We start from the raw sequence: 13,878 nt of genomic DNA, 5'->3' as shown, positions 1-13,878 counted from the left end.
GGGGCACAGTGCCCCGGCATTTATAAGTCAGAAGCGAACGTGGCGTCCCCCTGTAACTGATGAGCGTCAGCGGTCGTCTGGCGACCCACCTTGAACCATGCGGCGTACAACGCCGGGACGAAGAAAATCGTTAGCAGCGTCGCCACCGTAAGGCCGCCCATGATCGCAATTGCCATCGGCCCCCAAAACACACTGCGCGTCAGCGGGATCATTGCAAGTACGGTGGCCAGCGCCGTCAGCATCACCGGACGGGCCCGGTGAATGGCGGCATCCAGCACAGCATTCCACGGGTCGCGCCCTTCAGTGATTTCGATCTGCACTTGATCGATCAGGATCACTGCGTTGCGCATGATCATGCCACCCAGTGCGATGATGCCCAGGATCGCAACGAAGCCCAGCGGCGACTGGAACACCAGCAGCGCCGGCACCACACCGATAAGGCCCAGCGGGGCGGTGAGCACTACCATCCACATGCGGGAGAAATTCTGCAGTTGCAGCATGAGCAATAGCAGGATGGTGATCAGCATCAGCGGGGCCACCGCGAGCAGCGCCTTGTTGGCCTTGTCACTTTCCTCAACGGCTCCGCCCGTGTCGATGCGGTAGCCCGAGGGCAGCGTCGCTTCGATGTCCTTGAGCAAGGGCTGGATCTCCTGAGTCACCGAAACACCTTGTTCGCCATCCTTCACGTCGGCACGCACCGTGATTGCCATATCGCGGTTGCGCCGCCACAGCACTGGCTCTTCCAGCTCAGAGCGCACTTGTGCGACTTGCGACAGTGGCACAATTGTTCCCTGGCGAGTGTAGAGGTTGATGTCTTTCAGTGTGTCGAGGCTCAAGCGCTCAGCGGGCACGGCACGGGCAACGATGTCGATCAGTTCCTCGTGCTCACGCAGTTGCGACAAGGTTGCGCCGTTCATCACGGTTTGGGTCGCCAGTGACACGTCGGCCGGGGTGAGACCGAGCGCGCTCGCCTTGTCCTGATCAAGCTCGACCTTTAGCGTGCGCACCGGGTCGTTCCAGTCGAGCTGGAGATCGCGCACCTTCGGGTTGGACGCAATCACGTTCTCCACCTCGCGGGCGATCTGCCGCACCTTCTGGGTATCAGGCCCGACGACGCGGAACTGCACCGGGTAGCCGACAGGTGGCCCCAATTCGAGCCGGGTCACGCGCACCCACGCCTGTGGGAATTGTTGGTCGGCCGAGGCCACCAGCCGCGCACGTACCCGCTCGCGTGCATCCAAGTCCTTGGTCATCACAACGAACTGGGCAAATCCCGGATTCGGCAACTCGGGGTTGAGCGAGAGATAGAAACGCGGTGCGCCGGCGCCGGTGTAGGCGGTATAGAAACGCACGTCCTCGTCCTTCGCCAGTATCTCCTCCATTTGCTTGACCTGCTCGGTCGTCGCGGCGAACGAGGAACCCTCCTTGACGCGCAGGTCTATGACCAGTTCAGGGCGCGAACTGTTGGGGAAGAATTGCTGCGGCACCAGCTTGATACAGGCCAGAGCAAATACCAGAGCGGCAACCGTCGCACCGATGACCACCCAGCGACGCTCGATGGCGGTGTCGATCAGGCGGCGCAGGCTGCGGTAAAACTTCGTGTCGTGCGGATCACCGTGCTGGTGGGTGCCCAAGTCGTTGGGCAGCATCTTGACCGCCAGGTACGGTGTAAAGATGCCGGAACAGATCCACGAGAACAGCACCGCGGCGCCAACGATCCAGAAAATGCCACCCGCGTACTCGCCGGTGGTGGATTTCGAGAGGCCGATCGGCAGGAAGCCCACGACCGTGATGAGTGCGCCGGTCAGGCGCGGCATGGCGGTGGACTGATAGGAGAAGGCGGCTGCCTTCACGCGGTCCATGCCGGTTTCCATCTTCGCCACCATCATCTCGATGGCGATGATGGCGTCATCCACCAAAAGTCCCAGCGCGATAATCAATGAGCCGAGCGAGATGCGCTCGAGGTTCCAGCCCATCGCCAGCATCACCAGCGCCACGCCGCCCAGCACCAGCGGCACCGTGGCAGCGACCACGAGTCCGGCGCGCCAGCCCAGGCTGGCCAGGCTTACTGCGATCACGATAATCAGCGCCTCGGCCAGCGCGTGCGCGAAGTCGTGGATGGCATCCTTCACCGTGGTGGGTTGGTCGGCCACGAGCTCCAGCTCCACGCCGTGCGGAAGTTCCGACTGGATCTTGGCGACTGCCGTGTCCATCGCCTTGCCAAGGTCCACGATGTTGCCGTCGCTGGTCATCGTGATGCCGAGCATCAGCACGGGCTGGCCGTTGTGACGGACCGTGTAGGTGGGCGGATCTTCGAAGCCACGTGTAACGGTCGCAATGTCTCCGAGCTTGATCTGCCGCCCGCCCGCAGAGATAGGCACGTTGCGAATCGCCGCTTCGCTGGCGAACTGGCCGCTCACGCGCACCATCACGCGGTCGCCGCGAGTGTCGATCTGACCGGCGGGCACCATGGCGTTCTGGCTCTTGAGGCTTTCGGCAATGGCCAGCGGTGTGATGCCCAGCGCAGCCAGGCGCTCATGCGAGAACTCGACGTAGACACGCTCGGCCTGTTTGCCGATGACATCGATCTTCTTGACCATCTGCACCTTCAGCATCTGGCGCTTGATGTCCTCGGCCGCGTCCGACAGGTCGGCTTGGCCGACGCCATCGCTCTTGACTGCGTACATCAGACCATACACGTCGCCGTACTCGTCGTTCAGGATCGGGCCGATCACGCCGTCAGGCATCTCGAGGCTCAGGTCGTTGAGCTTCTTGCGCGCCTGGTACCAGGCTTCGCGCTGGTCAGCCTTGGACGTGCCGCCGCGCACGGTGAGCGTCATGCCGGCATAGCCTTGCCGCGCGTAAGTGACCACCTTCTCGAAGTTGTCGATCTGCTCGAATTTCTTCTCCATGCGGTTTAGGACCTGGTCCTGCAACTGCTGGGCAGTGGCGCCCGGCCAGATGACCATGGCGGTCATGGACGGCACGGAAAAGTTCGGATCCTCGAGCTGGCCGAGCCGGGTGAAGCTGAAGGCGCCAGCCACCGCGACAATCAGGAGCATGAACAGAACAATGGCGCGATGGCGCAGCGCCCAGTCGGTGAGATTGAAGTTGTTCATCGGGTGGCCTGCTGCGTCGTGTTCGCGTCAACGATCGCCGTGTCGGGGAGGGCGACTTTGAGTCCGGACGTCATCTTCTGGACGCCGGCGGTGACGACCAATACGCCAGCCCGCGGCCCGGAGACGAGCACCTCGTCATTGCGATAACCCCAAACGGCCACACGCTCCAGATCGACGATGCCTGCCGGGTCCTTGCCCGTAGGCGTGACCACCCACAGCGCAGGCTGACCGCCGTTCTGCGTCAATGCCGTGGCTGGCACTGCCGCCACAGAGACACTGGTCATGACTCGCTCGGCCGTCACCGTGGCGGTGGCGCCCAGCGGCAGCGCCTGGACCGGCTTGAGCCGCGCGCGATAGGTTCGCGTCTGCGCTGCAGCCTGCGGTGATAGCTCGCGGAGCGTGACATCGAAGACCTCGCCCGGCGCACTGGCCAGCGAGGCCTTGAAACGCGCGTCCTTGAAGACGGCCAGTTGATTCTCGGGCACATCGATGACGATCTCGGATTCATCCGGATTCGCAATCGAGACAACCGATTGACCCTCCGCCACGACTTGGCCGGCCTCAAAGCGCAACGCTGTGACGACGCCGCTGCGCGAGGCGCGCAATACGGTGTACTTGAGCCGGTTGCGCGCAAGTGCGAGCTTGCGTGCCTCGGCCTCGGCAGTCGCATGCGCGGTTTGGGCATTGGTCTGCGCGCGCTCTTCGTCGGCTGCACTGACCGAGCCGTCAGCCTTCAGTGCGGTCAGGCGCTGGCGGTCCGAGTCGGCCTGGCGTGTCTGCTCGACGGCAACCGTCCATTGTTGTCGCGACGCTTCTTCGGCGAGGCGGTAGTCGCTGTCATCCAGTACCGCCAGTATGTCGCCTTCGCGCACAAACTGGCCGACATCGACCTTGCGCTGGGCGACCTTGCCGCCTACGCGGAAGGCCTGGTCGACTTCGTGCCGCGATTGCACGGTGCCAACGTAGCGATTGATATTGCGGGCATTGTCGTAGCTGATTTCAACAGTGCGAACCGGTCGTGGCGCTTGCACGGTCGGCTTGTCCGGGCTGCACGCGCAAAGCATGACGGCGACGGCCAGGGCGCCGGCCGCAGTAAGGGAGGTTTTCAAGGCGGTTCCTCTTTGTAAAACGAAATTCTCAGGAAAGTGGTGGCCGGTCGGCTGCGGTGGTTGCTGTGGGAGTAGCGGGTTGTTCGAACACTTGCCAGCCTCCGCCCAGTGCCTTGTAGAGTTGCACGCTATCGAGCAGCAGACGGGTGTTGCTGTCGTTGGCACTCAGGCGCACAGCCAGACGCGCCCGTTGCGCGTCTAGCAGCGGCAACAGGTCGATCTGTCCCCTGTCGTAGAGCGACTGCGCGTGGCTCAGCGCAGCCTCCGCGGACTCGACGGCCGACTGCAGCGACGCCGCGCGCTGGCGTTCTTGCGCTTGCGTGACGAGCGCGTTCTCCACGTCCTCGAGCGCACGCACAATGCCGTCTTCGGCGCGCAGTAGCGCCTCACGCTGGCCGCTCTCGGCGACCTCGTTGATCGCGCGCGTGCGCCCGGCGTTGAAGAGCGGCATTGTGAGCAGGGCGGCTACGTTGGTGAAGCGTGCGGCGCCCAGATCCAGCCCGTTCAGCTCAAGGCCCTGGCGGCCGTAGGATGCACCGAGGAACAGCCGTGGAAACCACTCGGCCGCGGCTTCTTTACGCCGCGCATTGGCAGCATCGAGTTGCGCCATCAGCGCCAATACATCAGGCCGACGTTGCAGCAGGGTGGCGGGCTGCCCCTGCCGGGCCTCGGGCGCAACCACGTTGACAGGGGAGGGCTGGATACTTGCGGCGTTAAAAGCCTGGTCACCGATCAAGACGGCGATGCGGTGCCGCGCCACAGCGGCCAGGGTTTCCAGCGGAGGGATCTGCGCGCGCGCCGAAGCGGCATCGGTCTGCGCGCGTTCGACGTCGAAGGAAGTTGCCAGTCCTGCGCGGTGGCGGGCATTCACCAGGCGCAGTGTCTCGTCTTGCGCTGCGGAGATCGCGCGCAAGGTTTCGGCCTGGCGCAGCGCACCGACCAGCGTGAAGTAGTTGCTGGCGACATCGCTCATTACCAGCAGACGCACGCCGCGTACGCCGTCCTCTGCGGCCAGTGCCTCGGCTTCGGCGGCTTCCGCGCCAGCGCGCAGGCGGCCGCTCAGGTCGAGTTCCCACGAAACGTCCAGGCCTGCACTCGCAGTCCTGGTATCTGGATAACCCTGCTTCTTGGCGGTGCTGTAGCCGCTGCTACGGTCTGAGCCGGAGGCGGACATTCCGACACTCGGAAAGAGCCAGGAGTTACTGATCGTCTCACCGGCGCGAGCGGCGCGCACACGCTCGGCGGCTATCTTGACGTCACGGTTCTCGTCCATCGCGCGGCGCACCAGATCCGTTAACACCGGGTCGTTGAAGGTCTTCCACCACAAGGCTTCGGGTTCCATCTCGCAGGCCTTACTTGCGGCGAACCTGGCCGGCACATTTACCGATGGCTTAAGGACCTCCGTGGAGCAACCGTTCAGGATCAGGGCGATGGACGCGGCGAGCGCGGCACCCTTTACGACACCGATTACGCGTTCGGCATGTTGCAGGGGCGTCTGCCCGGCGTTGCGGGTCAACAGGTGGGAAGTTGGAAGTCGCGGCATCGGATTGGACTCGTGAAGATTCGAGGTGGCATCAGCGTAGGGCTCGATGTGCGCGAAGTCGTCAGCGAAGGGTCGCCGTTCGGTCGCCATATCGAGCGCTCGTTCGTGGTAGAGGCGTCACTCACCGCTGGCATCTGCCGAGTGCTCGCCGGCTGCCAACGCGAGGTCCGAGGCAATTGACTCCAGCAGCTCTTCGGCGGAGGAAAACTCGCGTTGTCGTCCGGTGACCAGGTTTTCAAGGCGGCCCACCAGGGCCCCCGGCGCGGCGTCGCTACGCAGTTTCACTACGTACGAGCGGCGGCTCGGGTATTTGGATTCGGGGTTCAGGATCATCGCAAACCAGGGGGCAAGAAAGTTCGACGACAGCGTAAGCGGCTCCCTGGGGCGAGTCGTAAGCGAAAGGTCAGACTTCGGTCGGGACGGTTACACTTACCGCAGCGAAATCGCGTCGCTTCACGCCGGCTTGGCCGCCTGAATCAGCGAGCGCGCGCGCTTCGCCAGATCGGTTCCGTCAGTTTCCGGCGACTGGTCAACCAGCGTTGCCAATGCCAGATAGTCCTCGGCCGTAGCGTCAGGTTGCTCGCACAGGTCGACCAGCGCTTGCAGCTCCAGCCACGGTGCTTCCTGGGCGCGAGCTTCTTCAACTGCGCGCCGCACCGCAGCGATGCCGGCGTCGGGCTGAGCCAGTGCTCGCGAGATCGCTGCCTCCAGCAGCAATAGCTGCGGCAGGTAGACGCGCTCGCCCAGCTCTTCGCCCACCCGAAATGCTTCCTGCAATTCAACTTGCGCTGCGTCGCAATCACCTGCGAGCAGCAGCGCCTCGGTGGCGTAGCCGAGCACCTCGCTGGCACCGGAACGCATTCCAAGCCCGGTGTGTTCTTCATAGGCCTCGCGGATGCGACGGTAGCCATCAAGCGGTGCACCGTTGCGCGCGTCGGCCCAGCCGCGCCACCAGCGGCAAGCCGTACGCCCGAGTGCGAGCGAATATCCATCGACCAGCGCCTGCATGTCGTCGGCCAGCGCGGCTACACGTACGTGGTTTCCCATCCGTACCTCGATCAACACCTCCTGCCAGGCGGCGACCAGCCAGGTCATGGGTTGGCGCAACGCCTGCGCGCGTGCCCGTGCCAGCTGCAGGTGGATTCGGGCTTGCTCGACCAGACCAGAGCGGACGAGTTCTATAGCCAGCATGCCGTGCAGCATGACCTGAGGATCAGCCGCAAAAACCTCGTTCGTCCCGATGTCCAGAGGTTCGGCGATCGCGAGGGCGCGTTCGAGCCAGCGGCGAGTCGTTTTCGTGCGTCCCTGGAGGTGATGCACCTCGCCCTGGACGATGCACGCCGCCAGCATGAGTTCTTGATCATTTGCGTCGCTTGAGAGGATTTCGGCTCGCTCCGCCACTTCGAGCGCCAACGCATAGTCACCGCGCAGACCAAGCAGATAACCGAAACCATGCAGAAGCCGACCACGCATGGGGTGTTCGGGGACATCCGCCAACAGCCTGTACGCACATTCGAAGGCGCTCTTGGCTTCGCTGCCGACCCCGTACATGTGGAAAACCGAAACTCCTTGCAGCGTGGTCAGGGTGATTTCGAGCGAATTGCGCTCCGTCCCTTCGGGTGCCTGTTTCAGCAGAACCAAGGCGCGTTCAATGAGGCCAATGCACAAGTCAGGGCTGAAGTGCAGCAACGCAGCTTCTGCTGCCTCGGCGTAGTAACGCAGCGCAATCATCGGCTGCCGAGCCCGGTCGAAGTGCATTGCCAGCTCCGAGGCAGCAACCGGTACGCCGGTCGCGCGCTCGCGTTCGAGGGCCGCACCAACTTGGTGGTGGAGTTGGGTGCGCAACGAGCGAGGCGTTCGCTCGTACAGCACCTGGCGGAAGAGAGCATGTCGGAAAGAGAGGGGGGGCTCTAGAGTCTCTTCAACTTCTGTGGCCCGCGATCGTATGAGCCATACCTGTTCGCGTATCAGCTCTTCACAGGCGTGGGCCACCGAAGCGAGGTCGCGCTCAAGGGCCATTGAAACCGTCTCGATGCGGAATTCAACCCCGCACACCGCTGCGGCCGAAAGAAACGTACGATGCTCCGGACCCAGTCTGGCGATGTAGTGATCGATGATGGCTGCGAGGTTTTCGGGAACCGCCAGATCCGCAAGCCGAGCCTCGATGGTGGTTTTGTCGTCCTTTGGGTCCATCACTTCACTTGTAATCGACGAAACGAACAACGGCACACCGTCGGTCCGCTCGTGCAGGGCGCGCACGAAGGCTTCATCGCGTGCCAGCGAGGTCGAACGCAGCGCAATATAGTCAGCGACCTCGGTTTCCGAAAACGGGTCGAGCACTACTTCCTCGCACAGACGTTGCAGGCGCAGTTCATGGCGCAATGAACTGAGTGGATGATCGAGCGCAACCACCTCGGCGAGGCGGAAGCTCGACAGCCACATCAACCGCGTGCGGCCACGTCGCCTTGCTACATAGTTGATGAGCTGGACCGTCGCCCGATCGCTCCAGTGCAGGTCTTCGGTCACCAGCATCAGTGGACGCTGCTCTGTGTAGCGGTCCAGCAATTCGCCCATTTCCCTCAGCATGCGGTCCGGGCCGACACCGGCAAGCTCGCGCCTCAATGCGTCTTTCTCCTGCGTGGTACTCAACCACGGGAGTTGCAGCAACCAGGTCGGCGCTACATCGCGCAGCAGCGCCGGCAGAGTCGGGTCGCTGCGGCACAGATCGGCTAACGCCTCCAGCACCGGCAGATACGGCTCGCCGGCGCCGTAGTGCTCCACGCAATGGCCGCGTGCGCAGGCAATGCCGCCAAGGCTGGCGAGGAAGTGTTCGATCAACGTCGTCTTGCCAATTCCCGGTTCTCCAGCCAGCCAGACCACGGCGCGCTGACCGCCATCCGCCCGCTCCCAAGCCCGTTGCAATCTGGAGACCTCGTCGGTGCGGCCGATGAATGACGGTGACGAAGGTGTACCGGTCGCTTTAACCGTCGCGGATGCAGGCGACATCGAAAGTGCGGAGGAGGGTGGGGCGATGAAGCGATAACCGCGTCGCGACACCGTCTCAATGAAACGAGGATGCCTGGGGTCGTCGCCCAGCACCTTGCGCAGATCGCTAATGGCCGTTTTCAGGACCGAATCGCTGACGAACCGATGCCCCCACACGGCATCAAGCAAGGCATCCTTGGTCACCAGCGACCCTGGCTGGCGTGCTAGCACGCATAACAACGTGAAAGGCGTTGGTGCCACTGCCACCGCTTGCCCATTGCGCGACAAACAGGCGTTGGACTCATCGAGCTCGAACTCGACGAAGCAGAGCAAGACTGGGTTGGGATGGGGCTGCGGACGTGCCACGGTTGATTCCTAAAGACTAGACAGAGTGTGCGCCGCGATCTTCGCGAGGCCGTCTTCAGCTATGCCTCCAATGACAACGCTGATCAGCGCTGAAGCCAAGCGTCGCCGGTCGGAAACTGGCACACGCGCAAACTCGGTTCACGCCGCGCAATTCGGCTCGCCCCTTGGCTCCATCGCGGGTTGAGCATGATCTCAAAAAATAATGACAAAAACATCAATATTGAAATATCTCTCAATATTGAATACCTTGACCTTGCCTGACGATGAGACCTCGCGTCTCACGACTTCAATCACAACAAGGGCCCGAGATGAACAACAACAAGAAAGTTTGCGAATTGCCTCCCGCCGCCGTCGACGTGCTGGTTATCGGTTATGGTCCGGTAGGTGCGACCATCGCTGCGCTTCTGGGCCGCTATGGGGTCACGACTCTGGTACTGGACAAGGTCCATGACGTCGTACTTATGCCGCGTGCCATTGCTCTGGACAACGAGGCGCTGCGCATCCTGCAACAGGCCGGTTTGTCGGAAGACGCTTTCGATAAGATCGTTATCCCTGAAGTGAGGATGCACTCCCCGGTACTCGGGCAGTTTGGTCGAGCCAATACCGAGGGGTGCGTCGACGGCCATCCGAAACTCGTGACGTTCTATCAACCCGACCTCGAGCACGCGATGCGCGGCCAGGTTTCCCGGCTAAAAACCGTGACCAGCCTGGGTGGCTTCGAGCTTGAGAGCCTGGTCGAAGTGTCGGATTGCGTCTTCGCTTCCGTACGGGATGAAAATGGGCAGTCGCATTCCATTCGTGCCCAGTACCTGATCGGAGCGGATGGCGCCAGCTCCAGGGTCAGAGCGCTGATTGGCCAGGAATTCGAAGGGCAGACCTATGCGGAAGATTGGCTGATTGTCGATGTCAAGAACCGGCATAAGTCAGCGATTGATCACATCGAGTTTCTCTGTGATCCGCGACGCCCGACACCGCACATGCCCGCACCCGGCGGCAGGGAACGTTGGGAGTTCATGCTGCAACCCGGTGAGTCCCGGGAAGAGCTTGAGAGCCCGGAAAGCATCGCTCGGCTGATCGCGCCATGGATCAACCAGCAGGAGCTGGAAATCGAACGCAAGGCGGTGTATCGATTCCACGCGCGCTGCTGCAACAGATTCAGCAAGGGGCGCGTCTTTCTCGCCGGTGACGCAGCGCACATCACGCCTCCTTTCGTCGGGCAAGGCCTCGTTGCAGGACTTCGAGATGGCGCCAACCTTGCCTGGAAACTGGCTTGGGTCCTTCGCGGCCATGCCGCGCCTGCAATACTCGAAACCTATGACGTAGAACGCCGCCCCCATGCCCGGGCGATGATCAATCTGGCGAAACTCATGGGCCGCCTGGTGATGCCCAAGAACAAGATCGCCGCTTTCTTTGTCCACGGCCTGATGCGCACGCTGGCGTTGACGCCCACTACCAGGAGGTACTTCGAACAGTTGGACATCAAGCCGAGGAACACCTTCAAACACGGCCTGTTCGTGCAGCATCGCCGTGGCGACAAACTGGTACGCGGCAGCCTGTTTCCCCAGGCCTGGACTCGCAACCTGCAAAAGCAGATCAAACTGAGCGACGATGCACTGGGAGATAGCCTGACCCTGGTGGGTTTCGGTGTAGACCCGTTGTCACTGCTGACCCCTGATCAGATCGTTTGCTGGGAAAAAATGGGCGGCCACTTTTTAGAGGTCAGGGCACGAGGTCAACGCTCCGGCGGTAGCTGTGACTTCATCGAAGACATGAACCATGAGATCCTGCCGCTGGCTGCCAAGGGAACGCTCGTCGCGGTTCGCCCCGACCGTATCATCATGCACCACGCTCTTGGCGCAGAAGCAGGCAATCTCCTTCGAGACTGCAGAAACCTGCTGGCCAGCGAAGACGTAACGCCTGACAGCGTTTCCGTTACCATCAACGAGCCCATTAGATTACGAGCTTGATCATGCATTCCCCCGCACTTCCTTTAGAAGCTGATGCGCCAGAACCTCTCACGAGAGGTCACAAGAAGCGTGAGCGCACCCGTCGTGGCCTGGTGGACGCGGCATTGCGCCTTATCGCACGCAAGGAAGTGGGGGAGATCGCACTGCTCGAGGTCGCTGCGGAAGCCGCGGTATCTAACGGCACCATCTACAACTATTTTCGAACTCGCGACGAAGTACTGGAGGCGGTGGGCATCGCCATGGCCGCAGAGTTCTCCGATGCCATTTCCGCCATGAGCAGGGATGTGCACTGCGGCGCACAGCGTCTTTCGATCGGTGTGCGCATGTTTGTTTGCCGGGCCGCAGCCGACCACCAATGGGCGAATGCGCTGCTGCGCATCATCCATTTCGACCAGGCAATGCGCTCGCGTCTGGCTGACCATGTACTGGGCGATCTGCGTGAGGGGCTGCGTGCGGGCACTTTTGCTTATGGGGACGAAGGGGTCGCCCTGGACATCGTCCTGTCGTGCACAACCGGAGCAATGCGCTCCGTCGTCGAAGGGCGCGCAGTGGCGGAGCACGATCTGCGGGTCGCCGAAATGATTCTCCAGGCTCTGGGCGTCACACCTGCCAGAGCCAGGAAAATCGCCGGCAAGCCGCTACCGGCCTGATCCTCTACCTGGCTTGATCAATCCATTGCCGATAGCTCTTCGCCTGGCGACGAGCCTTCAGTTGATTGCCGATCAATGCCATGAGTGGCGACGTCCCGGGTTTTGTCCGTTTCCCTTGACTCAACAAGCCAAGCTGCTTCTTGATCACCGATGCCACTGCCAGCGATGCCAGCGTCTTGTTCTTCCAGCGGACGACGATGGGCTCCACTTTGACGTCCCGACCCACCATCCACTGTCTCGGCAGGGCCGGCTCGATTGCCAGTGCCGTGGCAAGTCCGACCATCGACACCGAGCCGCTCACCACTCTCTCCGCGACCTCCTTTCTACGCACGCCGCCGGTGACCATGAGCGGCATGCGCGCTATTTCTCCTATTTTCTCCGCGAACTCGAGAAAATAGGCTTCTCGAGCCAGGCTGCTGCCATCGCGGGTCTGTCCCTGCATAGCCGGGCTTTCGTAGCTGCCACCTGACAACTCGACCAGATCGATCGCCTTCTCGTTAAGCATTTCCACTACACGAGCCGCATCCTCGGCATCGAAACCGCCGCGCTGAAAGTCCGCGGAGTTGAGTTTCACAGCGACGCAAAAGATCGGTGCCACTCGCTGGCGAATTGCGTCGATGGTTTTCAATAGAATTTGCGCACGATTTTCCAGGCTGCCGCCCCAGCGGTCGTCACGCCGATTGGTCAGGGGCGAAAGGAATTGGCTGAACAGGTAGCCATGCGCGGCATGTATCTCCACGCCGGTGAATCCGGCGCGCTCAGCCAACACCGCCGCTTGGGCATAGCGCTCAATCAGCTCTTCGATCTCCTGCTCCTCCAAAGCCCTGGGCAGCACAAACGCTTTTGAAAGTCCGGGGATATCGACCGCAACTGCGGAGGGGCCCCTTGCCGGTTGGCCCATTGAAGCCAATAGCTGCCGTCCGGGATGATTGATTTGCATCCAGGCCTGAGCCCCGCGACTGCGGCAAGCATCGGCCCATAGCTTGAATTTGCCCAGGTTCCGATCGTCCTCAAGCACTACGCCTGCGGGTCCGGTCAAGGCGTGACGGTCAACCATGACATTGCCAGTGATGATCAGACCGGCACCACCCTCCGCCCAACGCTGGTAGAGCTTAACCAGCGCTTCCCCTGGAGCGTGATCCTCATTGGCAAGGTTCTCCTCCATGGCAGCCTTGGCGATTCGGTTTGGAATCACCGTGCCGTTGGGCAACCGAAGCGGTTTGAAGAGATTTGAGCCGGTCATGTTCTGTCCTCCAGCTGGTAAAAGTCGGCCAGCATAATTGAACACGAGTGTTCAATTATGTCAATGTGAAGGGATTTTGTTGATCCGGCGACATCGATCCTTGTATCCAGATTATTGGGATTAAGGCCAGTTTTCAGACATAAAAACCAAACCGCTTAAAAATATGGTTGACGTAAAATGAACACGAGTGTTCAATCGGTCCATAAGGTAATCCTGGAGAGAGAACCGTGGAATCCCTGAATCCAACACAGCGCCGCATTCATCAAGCCGCCTTTCGCCTGTTCGCTGAAAGAGGCACCTCTCAAGTGAACATTCTTGACCTCGCCCAAGAGGCAGGCGTGGCGCGCGGAACGGTCTATAGCAACATCGACAGCATGGAAAACCTGTTCGAGGCGGTGGCCAGCCATCTCGCGAGGGAGATGCATGAGCGCGTCAACAAGAGCTTCAATTCCCTCTCGGATCCAGCTCAGCGCCTGGCCAATGGCATTCGATTCTTCATTCGCCGAGCCCACGAAGACTCCCAGTGGGGCGCGTTCATCCATAAATTCGCCATGAGCAATTCGGCGCTGCGCGAAATGTTCAGCAGCCAGGCGACCAAGGATCTTCTGAGCGGGCTTACCACTGGGCGCTACACGTTTCAGCAGGAGCAATTGCTCTCAGTACTGACGTTGATATCGAGCAGCGTGCTTGGCTCGATTTTCCTGGTACTGGAAGGTCACCGGACGTGGCGCGAGTCGGGCTCTGATACCGCCGAACTGTTACTGCGGGCATTGGGTGTGCCGCCAGAGGAGGCGCGTGCATTGGCGACCATGGAGTTGCCGGCACTTCCATCTCTCGACTGAGTTCGTAATTGATTTGACTGAATAAACCTCTGAATTTTCAGGGGTTCGGGACAG

The 13,878-nt window shown here is 61.5% G+C and carries 9 protein-coding genes; 3 read left to right on the top strand and 6 right to left on the bottom strand.

The annotated features are described in order from the left end of the window. Positions 1 to 20 precede the first annotated feature (20 nt). The 5 genes from ACA075_RS16395 to ACA075_RS16375 form a co-directional block, all read right to left on the bottom strand. On the bottom strand, positions 21 to 3,119 hold the full coding sequence (locus ACA075_RS16395; protein WP_497293872.1) for an efflux RND transporter permease subunit: 3,099 nt from the start codon (positions 3,117 to 3,119) through the stop codon (positions 21 to 23). Continuing rightward, positions 3,116 to 4,228 (bottom strand): efflux RND transporter periplasmic adaptor subunit, encoded by a 1,113-nt coding sequence (locus tag ACA075_RS16390; protein WP_497293871.1) that lies wholly within the window; start codon positions 4,226 to 4,228, stop codon positions 3,116 to 3,118. Before ACA075_RS16390 ends, ACA075_RS16395 begins: the two co-directional genes overlap by 4 nt. 28 nt (positions 4,229 to 4,256) lie before the next feature. After that, positions 4,257 to 5,771 carry an efflux transporter outer membrane subunit gene (locus ACA075_RS16385; protein WP_497299276.1) on the bottom strand — a complete coding sequence of 505 codons (1,515 nt, stop codon included), beginning with the start codon at positions 5,769 to 5,771 and terminating at the stop codon, positions 4,257 to 4,259. Positions 5,772 to 5,888: 117 nt separating this feature from the next. Continuing rightward, a complete protein-coding gene (locus ACA075_RS16380; protein WP_497293870.1) occupies positions 5,889 to 6,104 on the bottom strand; it encodes a hypothetical protein in 216 nt (71 codons plus the stop codon). A gap of 120 nt (positions 6,105 to 6,224) precedes the next feature. Continuing rightward, a complete protein-coding gene (locus ACA075_RS16375; protein ID WP_497293868.1) occupies positions 6,225 to 9,122 on the bottom strand; it encodes an AAA family ATPase in 2,898 nt (965 codons plus the stop codon). Positions 9,123 to 9,430: 308 nt separating this feature from the next. Between ACA075_RS16375 and mhpA the strand changes: the two genes are divergently transcribed. Continuing rightward, entirely contained in the window at positions 9,431 to 11,089 is a 1,659-nt protein-coding gene (mhpA, locus tag ACA075_RS16370) for a bifunctional 3-(3-hydroxy-phenyl)propionate/3-hydroxycinnamic acid hydroxylase MhpA (RefSeq protein ID WP_497293867.1), read from the top strand. A gap of 2 nt (positions 11,090 to 11,091) precedes the next feature. Continuing rightward, entirely contained in the window at positions 11,092 to 11,739 is a 648-nt protein-coding gene (locus ACA075_RS16365) for a TetR/AcrR family transcriptional regulator (protein ID WP_497293865.1), read from the top strand. 4 nt (positions 11,740 to 11,743) lie between these two features. Here the strand turns inward: ACA075_RS16365 and ACA075_RS16360 are convergent, their stop codons facing one another. Continuing rightward, positions 11,744 to 12,982, bottom strand: a complete 1,239-nt coding sequence (locus ACA075_RS16360; RefSeq protein ID WP_497293863.1) for an NADH:flavin oxidoreductase/NADH oxidase family protein — start codon at positions 12,980 to 12,982, stop codon at positions 11,744 to 11,746. A 227-nt stretch (positions 12,983 to 13,209) separates the two neighbouring features. Here ACA075_RS16360 and ACA075_RS16355 point away from each other — a divergent pair, with 227 nt between their 5' ends. Beyond that, complete coding sequence (locus ACA075_RS16355; protein WP_497293862.1) at positions 13,210 to 13,824, top strand: TetR/AcrR family transcriptional regulator; 615 nt, start codon at positions 13,210 to 13,212, stop codon at positions 13,822 to 13,824. The last annotated feature ends 54 nt before the right edge of the window (positions 13,825 to 13,878 follow it).

This window comes from Pseudomonas sp. LBUM1663 (assembly GCF_059695905.1).
This window is presented reverse-complemented; position numbering and strand designations above follow the sequence as displayed.

Coding starts and splice junctions, on each gene's coding strand:
- ACA075_RS16395 (WP_497293872.1), bottom strand. CDS start 3,119: ATGAACAACTTCAATCTCACCGACTGGGCGCTGCGCCATCGCGCCATT.
- ACA075_RS16385 (WP_497299276.1), bottom strand. CDS start 5,771: ATGCCGCGACTTCCAACTTCCCACCTGTTGACCCGCAACGCCGGGCAG.
- ACA075_RS16380 (WP_497293870.1), bottom strand. CDS start 6,104: ATGATCCTGAACCCCGAATCCAAATACCCGAGCCGCCGCTCGTACGTA.
- mhpA (WP_497293867.1), top strand. CDS start 9,431: ATGAACAACAACAAGAAAGTTTGCGAATTGCCTCCCGCCGCCGTCGAC.
- ACA075_RS16365 (WP_497293865.1), top strand. CDS start 11,092: ATGCATTCCCCCGCACTTCCTTTAGAAGCTGATGCGCCAGAACCTCTC.
- ACA075_RS16360 (WP_497293863.1), bottom strand. CDS start 12,982: ATGACCGGCTCAAATCTCTTCAAACCGCTTCGGTTGCCCAACGGCACG.